At 70.1% G+C, this 15,708-nt stretch carries 14 protein-coding genes; 7 read left to right on the forward strand and 7 right to left on the reverse strand.

Features of this window, described 5'->3' with window-relative positions; genetic code table 11:
* Positions 1-201: 201 nt before the first annotated feature.
* From GU5_RS0110815 to GU5_RS16460, 7 genes are all read right to left on the reverse strand, one after another.
* Entirely contained in the window at positions 202-792 is a 591-nt protein-coding gene (locus tag GU5_RS0110815) for a DUF721 domain-containing protein (protein WP_010525590.1), read from the reverse strand.
* On the reverse strand, positions 789-2,063 hold the full coding sequence (gene recF / locus GU5_RS0110820; protein WP_010525591.1) for a DNA replication/repair protein RecF: 1,275 nt from the start codon (positions 2,061-2,063) through the stop codon (positions 789-791). The genes GU5_RS0110815 and recF overlap by 4 nt, the downstream gene beginning before the upstream one ends.
* A gap of 14 nt (positions 2,064-2,077) precedes the next feature.
* Positions 2,078-3,205, reverse strand: coding sequence for a DNA polymerase III subunit beta (gene dnaN / locus GU5_RS0110825; protein WP_010525592.1), 1,128 nt, complete (start codon positions 3,203-3,205; stop codon positions 2,078-2,080).
* Between the two features lie 833 nt (positions 3,206-4,038).
* Positions 4,039-5,622: a chromosomal replication initiator protein DnaA gene (dnaA, locus tag GU5_RS0110835; protein ID WP_369750473.1), complete on the reverse strand. Its 1,584-nt coding sequence runs from the start codon at positions 5,620-5,622 to the stop codon at positions 4,039-4,041.
* Between the two features lie 469 nt (positions 5,623-6,091).
* A complete protein-coding gene (locus tag GU5_RS0110840; RefSeq protein ID WP_010525595.1) occupies positions 6,092-7,795 on the reverse strand; it encodes an ABC transporter permease in 1,704 nt (567 codons plus the stop codon).
* Entirely contained in the window at positions 7,796-8,731 is a 936-nt protein-coding gene (locus GU5_RS0110845; protein WP_010525596.1) for an ABC transporter ATP-binding protein, read from the reverse strand.
* The gene (locus GU5_RS16460) at positions 8,728-9,513 is read right to left on the reverse strand and encodes a TetR/AcrR family transcriptional regulator (protein WP_010525597.1); all 786 of its coding nucleotides are present in this window, start codon (positions 9,511-9,513) and stop codon (positions 8,728-8,730) included. Before GU5_RS16460 ends, GU5_RS0110845 begins: the two co-directional genes overlap by 4 nt.
* A 329-nt stretch (positions 9,514-9,842) precedes the next feature.
* On the opposite strand from GU5_RS16460, the gene rpmH reads away from it, so the two are divergent.
* The 7 genes from rpmH (at position 9,843) to GU5_RS0110880 (ending at position 14,864) form a co-directional block, all read left to right on the forward strand.
* Positions 9,843-9,980, forward strand: coding sequence for a 50S ribosomal protein L34 (gene rpmH, locus GU5_RS16830; RefSeq protein ID WP_010525598.1), 138 nt, complete (start codon positions 9,843-9,845; stop codon positions 9,978-9,980).
* 193 nt (positions 9,981-10,173) lie between these two features.
* Positions 10,174-10,719 carry a ribonuclease P protein component gene (rnpA, locus tag GU5_RS15330; protein WP_010525599.1) on the forward strand — a complete coding sequence of 182 codons (546 nt, stop codon included), beginning with the start codon at positions 10,174-10,176 and terminating at the stop codon, positions 10,717-10,719.
* Entirely contained in the window at positions 10,716-11,216 is a 501-nt protein-coding gene (yidD, locus tag GU5_RS0110860) for a membrane protein insertion efficiency factor YidD (protein ID WP_010525600.1), read from the forward strand. Before rnpA ends, yidD begins: the two co-directional genes overlap by 4 nt.
* 108 nt (positions 11,217-11,324) lie before the next feature.
* Positions 11,325-12,299, forward strand: a complete 975-nt coding sequence (gene yidC / locus GU5_RS0110865) for a membrane protein insertase YidC (RefSeq protein WP_010525601.1) — start codon at positions 11,325-11,327, stop codon at positions 12,297-12,299.
* Positions 12,299-12,964 carry a R3H domain-containing nucleic acid-binding protein gene (locus tag GU5_RS0110870; RefSeq protein ID WP_010525602.1) on the forward strand — a complete coding sequence of 222 codons (666 nt, stop codon included), beginning with the start codon at positions 12,299-12,301 and terminating at the stop codon, positions 12,962-12,964. The genes yidC and GU5_RS0110870 overlap by 1 nt, the downstream gene beginning before the upstream one ends.
* Before the next feature lie 55 nt (positions 12,965-13,019).
* Positions 13,020-13,757: a 16S rRNA (guanine(527)-N(7))-methyltransferase RsmG gene (gene rsmG / locus GU5_RS0110875; protein WP_010525603.1), complete on the forward strand. Its 738-nt coding sequence runs from the start codon at positions 13,020-13,022 to the stop codon at positions 13,755-13,757.
* Between the two features lie 108 nt (positions 13,758-13,865).
* On the forward strand, positions 13,866-14,864 hold the full coding sequence (locus tag GU5_RS0110880) for an AAA family ATPase (protein ID WP_010525604.1): 999 nt from the start codon (positions 13,866-13,868) through the stop codon (positions 14,862-14,864).
* The last annotated feature ends 844 nt before the right edge of the window (positions 14,865-15,708 follow it).

The raw sequence follows: 15,708 nt of genomic DNA on the forward strand, positions 1-15,708 counted from the left end.
CCATTCTACCGCGTCATGGCCGTTTCTCCCGTCTTCTCAACGGGTCCGGATGCGGGAAGGTGGCCGCTGCAGGCCGTCGACGGCGTCCAGGAGCGGTTCGGAGAGCGGCCGATGAGGCCCAGTTCGTGCCCCGCGCCGCGATCGACGCAGGGACGCATCTGCGCGCTCCGGCGTCGCGGCGGAAGGTTCCCCGAGGCGGGATCACCCGTAGGTGTCCCGCGGTCCGGGGCCGCGGACCGAGAAGCGGCCCTTCTTCCAGCTGGGGGCCTGCGGCCCGCGGATCCGCAGTCCGGTGACGATGCCGCGGCCCAGCTCCCGGGTGAAGACGTCCATCAGCTGGGGCTGCATCAGCTTCAGATTCGTCGCCCAGGCGGTGGAGTCGCAGACGACGTCGACGACGCCGTCCTCGAAACGTTCCGGCACGCAGTGGGCGGCGACCTCGGGCCCGACCAGCTGCTCCCAGCGGGCGATCACCGAGCCCACGGCCACCGGCGAGGTCCAGCCGCGGGTGGAGATCAGCCCGTCGACCACCGATCCGAGCAGGCTGGGGTCTCGCCGATTCGTCCCCGACCCGGGCCGGCCGGCCTCTGAGGAGCCGCGCCGGGCGGCGGCCCGGGGATCGCCGGAGAGCGAGCCCTTCCGCGGCATCCCGCGCATCCGATGCTCGCCGCGGGACTCCGCGGCCCGACGCATCCGGGCGAGCACCAGCGCGGCGGCGTCCTCCGACTCCGCCGCCGAGATCCCGTCGGGGCTGGGCTCGACCTCCGGGTGCTCCGCGGAGGCGGGGGTCATCGCTCGGCCTCCGTCGGCTCCATCGGCTCCGTCGGAACCACGCGGGAGAGCTGGTCCACCGACTCCACGCGCTGGGCATGGACCATCAGCGACTCGGGCACGTCGTCGTCGACCGCGGCGGTGACGATCAGCTGTTCGGCCTCGCCGGCGAGCTCGGCCAGCCGGCGCCGGCGCCTGGCGTCGAGCTCGGCGAAGACGTCGTCGAGGATGAGGATGGGCCGGGCGCTGGGATCAGGATCGTCGTCGACCATCGCGCGGTAGGAGCCCAGCCGCAGAGCCAGAGCCACCGACCAGGTCTCGCCGTGGGAAGCGAATCCCTTGACCGGAACCTCGTCCAGGGCGAGGAAGATGTCGTCACGATGCGGGCCCACGAGCGTCAGACCGCGGTCGATCTCCTGCTCCCGGGAATCCTGCATCGCCTGGTGCAGCATCTGGGCGAGTTCGCCGCGGGAGGCCTGCTCCAGCGTGGAGGCGTCGCCGGCCTCGCCGGCGGTCTCGTCGGTCCCCGGAGTCGTCCCGCCGCCGATTCCGCCGGCGTCTCTGCGGACTCCCCCGGGCCCCTCGGTCTGCTCGGCCAGCGAGCTGACATAGCGCAGCCGAGCCGAGCGCACGCTGCCGGAGAGCTCCCGGTAGGCGGCCTCGACGTGCGGGCGCATCGTGGCGAGCATGTCCAGCCGTGCGCGCAGCAGCCGGGCGCCGGCGTCGGCGAGCTGCTGGTCCCAGACCGCCAGCGTGGACTCATGCGTGGCGGTGAAGCCCTCGTGCCGGATGGACTTCAGCAGCGCGTTGCGCTGGCGCAGCACCTTCTCGTGGTCGAGCCGGACGCTGCCCAGCGCCGGGCGCAGCTGCATGGCGAGGTCGTCGAAGAGTCGACGGCGCACCTCCGGCGGTCCCTTGATCAGCTCGAGATCCTCCGGAGCGAAGAGCACGGTGCGCAGGATGCCCAGGGCCTCCGTGGCCCGGACCGAAGCGCCGCGATTGATCCGCACGCGATTGCTGCGGCGCGGATTGATCTCGATCTCGAGCGTGGCCTCCTGGCTCCCGCGATGCGCGGTGGCGCGGACGAAGGCCTGGTCGGCGCCGTGACGGACCAGCGGCGCGTCCTGGGGCACCCGGTGGGAGCCGAGCGTGGCCAGATAGCCGACGGCTTCGGCGATGTTCGTCTTGCCGACGCCGTTGTACCCCAGCAGCACGTTCGGCCCGGGGACGAGCCGCAGCTGTGCGGCGGCATAGCTGCGGTAATCGGCGAGGGAGAGGGTCGACAGCCGCATCGGCGCAGCCGGGGCTACTGGTTCAGCAGCCGGACCGGCATGAGCAGGTAGCGGAAGTCGGTGGAGTTGCCGCCGTCCGGAGTGTCCTGCCCGGTGATCATGGCCGGCTTGGGGGCGGAGACGAAGGAGAAGCGCAGATACTCGCTGCCGATGACGTTCAGCCCTTCATTGAGGTAGCTGGGGTTGAAGCCCACGGTGATCGCCTCGCCGGTGAGGTCGGCGTCGACGACCTCGGTGGCCGCGGCGTTGTCGTCGGCTCCGGCGTCGAGGATGACCTGCCCCTCGTCGGTGAACTGCAGGCGCACGTGCGAATTGCGCTCGGCCACCAGCGAGACGCGGCGCGAGGCCTCGATGAGGTCCGAGGTGCGCACGACGGCGTGGATCGGAGTGTCCTCCGGGAAGAGCTGGCGGATCTTGGGGTAGTCGCCGTCGACGAGCACGCTGGTGGTCCGACGTCCGGCGGAGGAGAATCCGACCATCTCGGCGGATTCGCCGAGGGCGATGGACAGCTCGCCGCCGCCGGCGAGCGACTTGGCGACGTCGTTGAGCGTCTTGGCCTTGATCAGCGCCGACGTCGAGAGATCCGGCCGGGCCGGAGCCCAGGTGATCTCTCGCATGGCCAGCCGATAGCGGTCAGTGGCCAGGAACGTGATGGTGTCGCCCTCGAACTCCACCTTCACCCCGGTGAGGATCGGCAGCGTGTCGTCCTTCGAGGCGGCGGTGATGACCTGGGAGACCGCGCGGGCGAAGGCCGCACCGTCGACGGTGCCGGCCAGCTCGGGCATCTCGGGAAGCTCCGGGTACTCGTCCACCGGCATCGTCGCCAGGCTGAACTTCGACGAGCGGCAGGTGACCAGCACCTTGGACTCGTCCAGCTCGACGACCACCGGAGCATCCGGCAGAGACTTGACGATGTCGTTGAGCAGCCGTCCGGAGACCAGGATCGTGCCGGGGGTCTCGACCTCGGCCTCGATCTCCAGCCGTGCGGAGATCTCGTGGTCGAAGCTGGCGATGGAGACGGTCTGGCCCTCGGCGGTGATGAGCAGACCGGAGAGCACCGGTGCCGGCGGTCGAGGTGACAGAGACCGGGCGGTCCAGGAGACCGCCTCGGCGAGGACATCACGCGCCGCCGTGAACTTCACTGAAATCCGCCTTTCAGGCCGTTGACTGGTGACGAGCCGTGCTGTCCCCGGCTGACGCGGTGGAACGCATCGGCAGCGACTGCAGAGGATCTGCAGCGTCTGCCGCAGAGCCGATGTCAAGCATCACGGCTGCTGTGTCGGGAATCGAGCTTACCCGTCGGTGCTGCCCCGGGGCCAGCGCCGACGATGTCCACCACGATATGTGGTCTCGAGGGTCCCGTCGACCGGCACATCTAGTGCACGCCGCGTCGCGGCGTGGGATCCGAGGACGGCGACGTGGTCGAAAGCCCGGCTGTTGTCTGTCGAAGGTTCTTGGAAGGGTCAGCAGTGTTAACAAGTGCTGTGGATTCTGTGGATAACCCAGTCCTGCCCGCCGTTGCGCCGGAAGTGGCTGTGCACGGCGAGGTGAAGTTCTCTCGCTTGGACTGTGCACGTCCGGTGGACGACGAAACCCGCCATCATGCGGTTCTCCGCAGAACAGGCCCGTTCGTCCACAGGCTGGAGGGTGAACTTCACCGCCTTCTCCACCGGTTCGTCCACAGGTGTGGGAACTGCTGGGTCAACACTTCACCGCCACCTGTGGATATGTGGGGAAAACTGTGGAGGAGGCTCTGTGGACAACGTGTGGATCGCGGTCATGCCGGGGAATTACACAGGTGTGAGTTGTGCACAGGACCGTCCTCCACAGGAGTGGACCATGGACTTGACTTCGACCTCCCTGCATGCAGCGGGATCTTCCCCGGACGTCGCAGAGTATGACGAGAATCACGAAACTTCCGGTGCGGGGTGCAGGAGGAGGGACGGTCAACGCGTGGACGGAGGGACCGAGTCCCTCAGCGCTGCTGCTTGATCTTGTTCGTGAGTTCGGTGACCTGGTTGAAGACCGCGCGGCGCTCGGCCATCAGCTCGCGGATCTTGCGCTCGGCATAGATCACGGTGGTGTGATCGCGGCCGCCCAGGGCCTGGCCGATCTTCGGCAGCGACATCTCGGTCAGCTCGCGCAGCAGATACATCGCGATCTGTCGGGCGGTGACCAGGGTGCGGTTCCGCGACTTCGACATCAGATCGTCGACGGTGAAGGAGTAGTACTCCGCAGTGGCGTCGATGATCTGCTCGGCGGTGATCTCCTGGACGTGGTCGTCGGAGATCAGATCCCGCATCACCTGCTCGGCCAGCGGAAGGTCCACCGCCTGCTTGTTCAGCGAGGCATAGGCGGTCACGCGGATCAGCGCGCCCTCCAGCTCACGGATGTTGGTGGAGATCTTCGAAGCGATGTACTCCAGCACGTCGTCGGGGCAGGAGAAGTTCTCCGCGGTGGCCTTCTTGCGGAGGATCGCGATGCGGGTCTCCAGGTCCGGCGGCTGGATGTCGGTGATCAGCCCCCACTCGAAGCGCGACCGCAGCCGCTCCTCGAAGCCGGAGAGCTGCTTGGGCGGCAGGTCGGAGGTGATCACGACCTGCTTGTTGTTGTTGTAGAGCGTGTTGAAGGTGTGGAAGAACTCCTCGACCGTGCGCTCCTTGTCGGCGAGGAACTGGATGTCGTCCAGCAGCAGCACGTCGACGTTGCGATAGAGATGCTTGAAGCTCGCGCCCTCGTCGTCGCGGATGGAGTTGATGAAGTCGTTGGTGAACTCCTCGGAGTTCACATAGCGCACCCGGATGCCGCTGTAGAGCCGCTGGGCGTAATGCCCGATCGCGTGGAGCAGGTGGGTCTTCCCCAGTCCGGAGTCGCCGTAGATGAACAGCGGGTTGTAGGCCCTCGCCGGCGCTTCGGCCACGGCGTTCGCCGCGGCATGGGCGAAGCGGTTGGACGAGCCGATGACGAAGGTGTCGAAGGTGTAGCGCGGGTTCAGCCGGGAGGTCTCGAAGCTCTCCGAGGAGCTGCCGGCGGCCGCATTGGCCGGCGGGATCGTGCCGTTGTCGGCCAGGCCGGACGGCTGCACGGCCGGCCCCGGCCGGGCGTGCTCCGCCGGGGCCGGGGCCAGTCCCGGATGCGGCTGGGTGCCGCGCTCCACGTCGGTCGGCCTCGGTCCGCCGGGGGCGCTCGGCGCCGAGGGCGCGGGCGTGTAGCTCGGCTGCGGCCCCGGCGAGACGTCGTCGACCGCGGTGCTCGAGGCGGAGGATGCCGAGCCGGCCGACGGAGCCGCCTCCGAATCCGGGCCCGCGTCGAGGTCGGTGCCGTCGCCGGAGGCCAGGTCGGCCTTCTGCCGGGCGGCGAGGTTCGGGTCGATGACGTAGGCGCAGAGGATGTCTCGGCCGAAGACAGTGCGCAGCGCCTCGCTGAGCTGGGCCTGCAGCGTGGACTGCATCAGCTCGCGCACCCGCTCGTGCGGGACCGCCAGCAGCAGGGTGTCTCCGATGAGCTGATCGCCCTGCGGGGCCGCCCGGCCGACGTCGTTGAGCTTCAGTCCCGAGATCCCGTGATTCTCCCGCAGTTCGGCGAGCACCTGCTCCCATCGCTGCGACACATTGATCTCCGGCTCGGCTGACACTGAAGCTCCTCCTGGGTGGTGGACGGGCGTGCACGAGCCGTCTCGACTCGTCGGCTCCCCAGCGTCGAAGACCCTGTGGAGACATCGCCCCGACTCTACCCCCGGCCTGTGGATGTCGCCGCATGGACTCCGGTCTCCGCGGCTCGAGGGGCAGGGTGCGACGCGGTCGATTCTACGCGTCGCGCGAGGCCGTCGTCAGCCGGGTCATCCGCGCGAGGACGCCGATCCACCGGCATCGCGCTGACGGATCGGCGTGCTCGTCGCAGCGGGGGCGATCCTGCTCGCCTCCGGCGCAGGGGCGCTGTGCGGCCGCTGTGGAATTCGAGCGTCGAGCTGTGGAGAGCCCTGTGCACGCCTGGGGACGGGCGTGCCTGGTCAGCGGGGACCGGCCCGGTCAGCCGGCGGCGACCTCGCGGCGGTTCCAGCCGATCATCCCGAGCAGGATGCCGACGACGCCGATGCCGCTGAGCACCAGGAACGGCGCCCAGTCGACGCCCTCCACGGGAACCTGGGCCAGGTGACCGAAGACGTTCAGGTCCTCCATCACCGCGGGCAGCTCCAGGAGGCTGCCGAAGTTGGTCATCACCGCGGCATAGCCGAGGAGGAGCCAGCCGACGACGCCGGCCAGCCGGGGCAGCCAGCCGAACAGCGCCACGACGATGCCGAGGACCGCCAGCACAGGAGCGGCCTGGTGCAGGCTGGCGAGCACGAGGTCGTCGGCGTGCTGGACGCCGTCCTCGCCGAGCACCGCCAGCGCGCCCAGCGCAGTGCCCAGGCCGGTCAGCAGCAGCATCAGCCCCAGGCCCAGCAGCAGCACCGCCAGATGCGCGGCGAGCCATCGGGTCCGACTCATCGGCGTCGAGAGGCTCAGCTCGGCACGTCCACGAGCCTCCTCGCCGTGCAGCTGGGTCAGCCCGCTCACCCCGGCCGCGGCGACGAAGATGGCCAGGAACAGGGCGATGTAGGCCAGGTATCCCAGCATCATGGAGTCGCCGGAGAAGATCGCGGCGAACTCCTCGGGGAGGGCGTCGGCGGCGTCGATCATCGACTCGGCGTAGCTGCCGAACAGCAGCGCCGTCAGCACCAGGGCGATGGTCCAGCCGCGCAGACCGCCGCGCAGGATGCGATACGCCATGCCCATCGGGGTGCCCAGCGACGGCCGGGCCCGGGCCCGGCCCAGGCGGGAGGGCATCAGGCTCGCTTCGACGTCGCGCCGGGTGCTCAGCCAGTACCCCAGCCAGACGAATCCGACGGCGCAGCCGACCAGCGGCAGCAGCGGCCACCAGTGGTCGTGCACGTAGGGCGCGGTCTGCTGCGACCAGCCCAGCGGCGAGAACCAGGACAGCGTGCCGCCGCCCTGCTCGGCCATGTCCCCGCCCATGCGGATGAGATACGCCAGCCCGAGCAGCGCGCCGGCCATCGCCGAGGCGCCGCGGGAGGACTCGCTGAGCTGGGCGGTCACCGCCGCCGCCCCGGCGAAGAACATCCCGACGGCGACTGCGGCGGCGCCGACGAGCAGCGAGCCCGCCGTCGCGTAGCCGGCGGCCAGCGCCCCGGCGGAGACCAGCAGTCCGACGAGCACGTCGGCGAGCAGCACCAGCAGCAGGGCGGCCGTCAGCGTCGCATGCCGGCCGACCACATTCGCCCGGATCAGCTCGGCCCGGCCGGTCTGCTCCTCGGCGCGGGTGTGTCGCACCACGGTGAAGATGCTCATCAGTGCGGCCAGGATGAAGAGGAACAGGATGTAGCCGGTGGCGTAGAACCGTTCGAAGGTCGGCGCGTCCATGCCGTAGGCCGGGCCGGTCATCAGCCGCCCCACCGGGTCGGCGAACATGGTCGTCATCTGCGCCAGCTGGGCCCGGTCCTCGGCGACGACCTGGATGGCGCCGGCGAAGTAGAAGCCCATCAGCCCGATGCCCAGCACCCAGAGGCTGAGCCGCATCCGGTCCCGGCGGAGCATCAGGCGCAGCAGGGCGGGCGTGCCGGCCAGCGGCGACCGCGTCGCCCCCGGGCCGACGGCGGTGCTGGCCGCGGCCGCGCGCTCGGCGAGGGGCGTCGTCGTGGTGGTCGTCCGGGTGGTCTCGTTCGAGCCGCGCATTCAGGACACCGTCCTCTCCGCCGCGCGGTCATCGGTGCGACCGCCCCGGTCGTCTCCGTAGTGGCGCATGAGGAGCTGCTCCAGCGTCGGCGGGTGCGCCACCAGTGACCGCACGCCGAGCGGGGCCAGCTGCCGCATGAGGTCGTCGACGCGATCGCCGTCGACCTCGAGGATCGTCCGCTCGCCGTCGCGGCGCAGGTCATGGACGCCCTGCAGTCCCGCCAGCGACTCGGCGGGCTCGGTGGTCTCGACCTCGACGGTGGTGCGGGTCATGTGCCGCAGCTCGCTCAGTGAGCCGGACTCGACGATGGTCCCGTCGCGGATGATCGACAGGCGGTCGGAGAGCGCCTCCACCTGGGCGAGGATATGGCTGGAGAGCAGTACCGAGCGTCCCTCGCGCTGCTCCTCGGCGATGACGTCCTGGAAGACGACCTCCATCAGCGGGTCGAGGCCGGCGGTGGGCTCGTCGAGCAGGAGCAGATCGACGTCGGCGGCCAGCGCCGCGATCAGCGCGACCTTCTGCCGGTTGCCCTTCGAGTACGTGCGGGTCTTCTTCCGCGGGTCCAGGGCGAAGCGCTCGATGAGCTCGTCCCGGCGGCGGGGGTCGTGGGAGCCGCGCAGCCGCAGGAACATGTCGATGACCTCGCCGCCGGAGAGGGTGGGCCACAGCTCGACGTCGCCGGGCACGTAGGCCAGCCGTCGATGGAGGGCGACGGCGTCGTGCCAGGGGTCGCCGCCGAAGACGCTGACCTCGCCGGCGTCGCGGCGCAGCAGGCCGAGCAGGATGCGCATCGTGGTCGACTTCCCGGCGCCGTTGGGGCCGAGGAAGCCGTGGACCTCGCCCGGGGCGAGGTCGAGGTCCAGGCCGTCGAGGGCCGTGACCGGGCCGAAGGTCTTGCCGACTCCGCGGGCGCGGATCACCGGAGTCTCGCTCATCGGTCGTGTCCTTCCTGGGGGGAGCTCCCGGGGGAGCCGGTCGTCTGCTCCGCCGGAGCGTCGCGGAGGTCGGCCATCAGGCGGCGGTAGACCTCGGCGTCGAGCAGCGGGCGGGTGTAGAGCTCGAGGACCGCCGACATGTAGCGCGCCATGTCCTCCGGCCGGTCCTCCAGCGGGTCGACGCCGAACTGCCGCTTCATCTGGCGGTGCAGCACCAGGGCGCCGAAGGAGTGCAGCAGCATCACCGCCGCGCGGTCGCGCGGATTCTCGCTCGGGGTGACCAGGCCGAGCTCCTGGGCGCGGGAGGTGTACTCCAGCGAATCGTCGACCAGACGGTCGAAGAGGGCGTCGATCTCCTCGCCGCCGGCGAGGAAGGCCTGCAGCAGGTAGCGGATCAGCGGCCCGGACTCCTGGACCATCTCCATGACGTGGTTGCGCGGCAGTCCTTCGGCGGTGTCCTCGACGGCGGCGTCCTTGTAGTCGTGGAACAGGCGCGCGACGTGCTGGTCGCAGGCGCGGCGCAGCCCCGCCTTGGAGCCGAAGTGGTGGATGACCAGCGGCGCGGAGACTCCGGCGTGCGCGGCGATGGCCTTGAGGCTCGTCGCGGAGAAGCCGCGCCGGCCGAAGAGCTCGACGGCGGCGTCGAGGATGCGCTCGGCGCCCTCGCGATCCGTCGTCGAGCTCGTCGGGGCGTCCGGAGAGCCCTGGGACGCATCGGCGGCGGAACCGCGGTCTTCGCGGTCGTCGGCCGCAGTCGGCGGGGTGGGCGAAGTGCCGGTCATGATCACCTTCCGGGAGGGGCGGCGTGCGGGCTGAATGCCTGTTCAGCAGATGATGGCCTCAGGCTGACTTAACGTTCATTCAGCTGTCAAGACCCCGGCGCCGCGTCTGTCGACGGTCGTGCGACCGGATGGACACTTGACGACGCGCCGACGGGGCGTCTAGTGTTGACAGGTCAATCTGCGGGCGCAGGTGTACCACCGCGCGCTCGGAGCGGCCGACCGATGATCGGCGGCGTCCTCGGGACGACCGCTGCGGCAGGCCGCCGGAGTCGACCGCCCCCGGGCACGGCTCCCTTCCGGACTTCGCAACCATCCAGTGGGAGTACACAGTGAGCAAGCGGACTTTCCAGCCGAGCAATCGCCGTCGCAGCCGCAAGCACGGCTTCCGTTCCCGGATGCGCACCCGTGCCGGCCGGTCCATCATCTCGGCCCGCCGCAGCTCGGGCCGCAAGAACCTCTCGGCCTGACCCGACGCATCCGGCCGCCGCGACGGCGGCCCCGCGGCGTCGACGGGCAGCGCCCATCGAACGCCGCCCACACCACGGCCCGTCCCCGTTCCTCGGGTGCGGGCCGTCGGTGCATCCGGGAGCATCCGGGGCCGGGAGACGGTCCGGATCCGCGCATCCCGTCCCCGTCCGCCCAGACCCTGCAGGAGGTCGCATGCTGCCGCGTGAGCATCGGATCACCCGTTCGCAGGACTTCCGCGCCGTGATGCGCGGGGGCGCCCGGGCGGGCACCGACACCGTGGTCGTCAGCGTGCTCCTGCGGCCGGGCGGGGAGGCGGCGTCGGCATCATCGACGGCGACGCCCGCGGCGGATCCCTCCGACCCCTGGCGCTGCGGATTCATCGTCTCCAAGGCCGTCGGCAACGCGGTCGTCCGCCACCGCGTGCAGCGGCGGCTGCGGCATCTGGCCGCCGACCTCGTCCCCGCTCGTCTGCCGGCGTCGGACTCCCCCGCCGCGGCCGGTCCTGATGCCGGTCCTGACGTCGGCCCGGATGCCGCCGCCGACGTGCCGTCGGGGCCCGCTCTGGACGTCGTCGTGCGGACGCTGCCGGCCGCCGCGGAGGCCGATCACCCGACGCTGCGCGACGACTTCGCCTCCGGTCTGGAGCGTGCGCTGCGCCGTGCGCGGCGGGGTCGCCGGCGTCGTCCGGGAAACTCGGGAAGCTCGGGGAGTGCGGCCCGCGCGGGGAGCGAGGCATGACCACCGCCGCCTCCGGTGCGGAGGACGGCTCCGGGCGCGAGGCGCCTCGGGGATCCTCCGTCCAGGTCTGGATCAGGCACGCCGACTACTATGTGCCCGACGGCGGAACGCCGGGTCGGCCCGGGCCGCCGCCGACGGCCGAGGAGCTGCGCCGTCAGCGCTGGGGCTGGCTGCGTCGGGCGCCGTCGACGCTGCTGGCCGGGCTGATCATCGCCTATCGGACGGTGATCTCGCCCCTGTACGGTCAGGTGTGCAGCTACTATCCGAGCTGCTCGGCCTATGGGCTGGAGGCGGTGACCGCCCACGGGGTGCTGCGCGGAGTGCCGCTGACGGTCTGGAGGATCCTGCGCTGCAACCCCTTCGGGGCCGGCGGCGTCGACCACGTTCCGCCCGCGCGGAGGATTTGGCCCCTGGGCTCCGCACCGTCGATCATAGAGACAAACCACCCGCCGATCCCTCCGGACGACGACTGTGCTCCCGCGGAGCACGAGCAGTGACCCTGCCGAGCGCGGTTCCCGACGCCGGCAGGGCTCGCGTGTGCCGTCCGGGCCCGAGCACGACGCCGCGCCAGCCGGCGTCGGCCGCCACGACGACTTGAGAGACACATGGGCTTCTTCGACACACTCCTGACGCCGTTCACCTGGGCGGTCTCCTGGCTGCTGAGCATGTTCCACCAGCTGCTCACCCTGTTCAGCGACGACGCCGGGTGGGCCGCCTCGGGATGGAACTGGGCGCTGTCGATCGTCATGCTGGTGATCGTCATCCGCGTGATCCTGATCCCGCTGTTCGTCCGGCAGATCAAGTCGCAGCGCGGCATGCAGATCATCCAGCCGGAGATCCAGAAGCTCCAGGCCAAGTACAAGGGCAAGAAGGACCCGGTCTCGCGCCAGGCGATGGCCCAGGAGCAGCAGGCGCTCTTCCGCAAGCACAAGGTCAACCCGTTCATGACCTGCCTGCCGCTGCTCGCCCAGATGCCGGTGTTCATCGCGCTGTTCTGGATGCTCAACCGCATGCGCCAGGAGCAGTACCGCACCGACGGCTACGGCGCGCTGAGTCCCGAGGAGGTCCAGAGCTTCGACGCCTCGTCGATCTTCGGCGTCGGCACCTCGGACAGCTTCCTGCCGGCGTTCCAGGCGGATCCCACGCGCTGGGACGTGGTGCTGCTGACCTCGCTGATGATCATCACGATGGTGCTCACGCAGTTCTTCACGCAGAAGCAGCTGATGAGCAAGAACATGTCCGAGTCGGCCCTGCAGGGGCAGTTCGCCCAGACGCAGAAGATCATGCTCTACATGCTGCCGCTGGTCTTCGTCATCGGCGGTGTGAACTTCCCGGTCGGCGTGCTCATCTACTGGACCGCCACCAACTTCTGGACGATGGGCCAGCAGTGGTGGGTCATCCGCAACAACCCGACGCCCGGCTCGCAGGCGGAGAAGGAGCTCAACCTCCGCCGCGCCGCGAAGGGCCTTCCGCCCATGAACGAGAAGCCCCAGGCCGCTGAGGAGCAGAGGGAGAAGCCCACCGGGAAGCATCTCGGCCAGGGCGCCCAGCCCTCCAAGAAGAAGAGGAAGAAGAGCTGATGAGCCAGACCCGGACGGAGCACCCCGAGGACGCCGAGCAGGCTGAGCAGGCCGAACAGGCCGAACAGGAGCCGGCGGCCGCGCAGGAGGAGCCGCAGCAGGAGTTCACGGAGGACACGGCCGAGGACGGTCGGACGGACGACGACGCCGGCGCGGTCGATCAGGCCGAGGACGCCGAAGACTCCCAGGACGCCGAGGATCAGGACGGTCCGGACGAGGGCGACATCGCCGCGGACTACCTCGAGGAGCTGCTGGACATCGTCGACCTCGACGGCGACATCGACATCGAGGTGCGCGGGGAGCGGACCTATGTCTCGGTGGTGGCCGAGGAGGGCGAGGAGGAGCTCGACGACCTCGTCGGCCGCAAGGGGGAGGTCCTGGACGCGCTGCAGGAGCTCACCCGCCTGGCCGTGCTGACCGCCACCGGCGGGCGCACCCGGCTGGTCCTCGACATCGCCGGCCATCGCGAGACGCGTCGCGGCGAGCTCAAGGAGCAGGCCGACGACGCCGTCGCCAAGGTCCGTGAGAACGGCCAGGACGTCCACCTGGAGCCGATGAGCTCCTACGAGCGGAAGATCGTCCACGACTTCATCGCGGAGGCCGGACTGGTCAGCGAGTCCGAGGGCGAGGGGAAGCGGCGCCACGTCGTCGTCACCGCCGCGTGACTCGACGGACCGAGCGTCAGCCGTCCGAGCCGACCGACCCGACGGAGGGGACCGCATGACCGAGCAGGACCGAGGCGTTCAGGACGCCGACCGACCCCAGGGCGCGTCCATGGAGGACGCGGCCGTCGAGGGGCAGGAGGGCCAGCCTGAGCAGCAGGAGCGTCCACAGCTGACCGACTCCGAGCGGGCGGCGGCGGAGCAGCTCTTCGGGGATCGGCTGCCGCTGGCCGAGCGGTTCGTCGACCACCTGTGCTCCACCGGCATCGAGCACGGCCTGCTCGGCCCGCGGGAGGTGCCGCGGATGTGGTCCCGGCACGTGCTCAACTGCGCGGTGCTGGGGCCGGAGCTCCCTGCCGGGGGCGACGTCGCCGACGTCGGGTCCGGCGCCGGACTCCCCGGGATCGCGCTGGCCATCGCCCGCGAGGATGTCTACATCACGCTCATCGAGCCGATGGAGCGCCGTGTGGACTGGCTCGGCGAGGTGGTCGGGGACCTGGGCCTGGAGAACGTCACGCTCATCCGCGGCCGTGCTGAGGAGGTCGCCGACGAGGTGATGGCCGACGTCGTCACCGCCCGGGCGGTCTCGGCGCTGAAGAAGCTGGTCCCGCTGACGGTTCCGCTGCTGGCCGAGGACGGCCAGCTGATGCTCCTCAAGGGGCGCAGCGTCGATCAGGAGATCGAGGCCGCGTCGAAGGCGTTCTCCAAGCACCGGATGGAGCAGCCCGAAGTGCTGAGGCTGGGGGAGGCGCTCCTCGAGGAGCCGACGACCGTGGTGCGCTGCCGGCGTCGCTGACGGTCGGCGGGCTGATGCTCCCGGCGGCGGTGGCTTAGACTGCTCCAGGGGCGACACAGGGCGCCGACAGGGTGCCCGCCGAGGAATCCGACGGAGGGAAGGACACACGTGGCCAGCGAGGACGTTGCACGCGAGAGCCGGCCGAGCGCCGGCGCGGGCGAAGCGGCCCATCAGGCCGCCGAGGCGGCCCGCGGATCCTCCATCCTGGACAGCATGGACGGGTCGTCGCCGCTGGGCGCCGAGCTGGCCGACGAGCGGCGCCGGCGTCAGGCGCTCTCCGAGACGGAGCTCGAGCGCCCGGAGACGACGCGCACCATCACGGTGTCGAACCAGAAGGGCGGCGTCGGCAAGACCACCACGACGGTGAACATCGCCGCCGCGCTGGCCGCCCAGGGCTTCAACGTGCTGGTCATCGACATCGACCCGCAGGGCAACGCCTCCACGGGGCTGGGCGTGCCGCACTCGGCCGACGAGGAGTCGGTCTATGACGTGCTCATCGACGATCTGGCCTTCGCCGACGTCGTGGCCGACTGCCCGGACCTCGAGCGGCTGCAGGTCGTCCCGGCGACGATCCACCTGGCCGGTGCGGAGATCGAGCTGGTCTCGCTGGTCGCGCGCGAGCAGCGGCTGCAGCGTGCGCTGGACCAGTACCATCGGCACCGCGAGGAGCAGGGCGAGGAGCGTCTGGACTTCGTGTTCATCGACTGCCCGCCGAGCCTGGGGCTGCTGACGGTCAATGCCTTCGTCGCCGCCCAGGAGGTCCTCATCCCGATCCAGTGCGAGTACTACGCGCTGGAGGGGCTGAGCCAGCTGCTCAACAACATCCAGATGATCCAGAAGCATCTGAACCCGCCGCTGACGGTCTCGACGATCCTGCTGACGATGTACGACGGCCGGACCCGGCTGGCCGCGCAGGTCGCCGAAGAGGTGCGGGAGCACTTCCCGGATGCGGTGCTGGAGACGCTGATCCCGCGCAATGTACGGATCTCCGAGGCGCCGTCCTACCAGCAGAGCGTCATCAGCTATGACCGCGGCTCCACCGGAGCGCTGGCCTACCTGGAGGCCGCGGCCGAGATCGTCGCGCGCGGCGAGGAGGCCGGCCGCTGACCGGTGCGTCGGGTCCGCGTCCCTGCGGAGCCGACCCGTGAGAAGTGCACGCCCTCCCGTCTCCGTCGGTCCACCGACGGGGACGGGAGGGCGTTTCTCGCCTTTGGGGAGGCCATGCCCGCCTGTGCAGAACGTCCATGTCGGCTGATCGGGACGGGGCTCGCGGTACCGCGCATCGGCTTCTCGGGCGGGCCTCGGGCTGACGTGTTCTGAGGCGCCGGCGACGACGGCATCGGTGGGTATGACGGTCCTGCCGGCGCAGAGGCTGAGGGTCACGGACGAATCCCGCCGAGAGGATGAGATCGAGGAGCAGATGGGCGACTGACCTGGACTGATGAACACAATCGGCTTTGGCTCAGAGTGTGTTCATCGGAGACCTCATGTTCAGCGAGGCAGGGAATGTTCATGACCCTCCACTTGGGTAGAAAGTGACATCGAGCACGTGTGGCGGAGAGTGCTCCAGGCGCCTCGACGGAGGGCACTGCTGTGGATTCACTTTGTGGAGAACACCTGTGGATATCGGCTGTGGATAATCGATGTGGATGACGCGGCCGAGTGATGTGCGTTCGTGTGCGGAGTCGGCGACCGTGACGCCGGGACGGATGGTTGCGGTCTGTGTCCCGATCCTTCGAAGGCACAGGGAGCAACGTTTCATGGGAAACATCGCTGGCGTCGACGACGGGCCCGGCCGACTGTGTCCCCTGGCGGAGCCCCTCTTGTCCGGGCTGTCCACGATGACCCTGGCGTGCCTGTTCCAGCGGTCGACATGCGCCGTTGATCTCGCCGTCGTTTGGATCGATCCCCCGGCGTCCAGGAGCGGCGACGGTGTCGTTTCCCGTGAAAC

This window comes from Nesterenkonia sp. F (assembly GCF_000220985.1).
Classification (GTDB): Bacteria; Actinomycetota; Actinomycetes; order Actinomycetales; family Micrococcaceae; genus Nesterenkonia.

Excerpts from the sequence above, each read along its gene's own strand:
- yidC (WP_010525601.1), top strand. The coding sequence starts at position 11,325 with ATGGGCTTCTTCGACACACTCCTGACGCCGTTCACCTGGGCGGTCTCC.
- yidD (WP_010525600.1), top strand. The coding sequence starts at position 10,716 with ATGACCACCGCCGCCTCCGGTGCGGAGGACGGCTCCGGGCGCGAGGCG.
- GU5_RS16460 (WP_010525597.1), bottom strand. The coding sequence starts at position 9,513 with ATGACCGGCACTTCGCCCACCCCGCCGACTGCGGCCGACGACCGCGAA.
- GU5_RS0110840 (WP_010525595.1), bottom strand. The coding sequence starts at position 7,795 with ATGCGCGGCTCGAACGAGACCACCCGGACGACCACCACGACGACGCCC.
- GU5_RS0110870 (WP_010525602.1), top strand. The coding sequence starts at position 12,299 with ATGAGCCAGACCCGGACGGAGCACCCCGAGGACGCCGAGCAGGCTGAG.
- GU5_RS0110815 (WP_010525590.1), bottom strand. The coding sequence starts at position 792 with ATGACCCCCGCCTCCGCGGAGCACCCGGAGGTCGAGCCCAGCCCCGAC.
- recF (WP_010525591.1), bottom strand. The coding sequence starts at position 2,063 with ATGCGGCTGTCGACCCTCTCCCTCGCCGATTACCGCAGCTATGCCGCC.
- GU5_RS0110845 (WP_010525596.1), bottom strand. The coding sequence starts at position 8,731 with ATGAGCGAGACTCCGGTGATCCGCGCCCGCGGAGTCGGCAAGACCTTC.
- rnpA (WP_010525599.1), top strand. The coding sequence starts at position 10,174 with ATGCTGCCGCGTGAGCATCGGATCACCCGTTCGCAGGACTTCCGCGCC.
- rsmG (WP_010525603.1), top strand. The coding sequence starts at position 13,020 with ATGACCGAGCAGGACCGAGGCGTTCAGGACGCCGACCGACCCCAGGGC.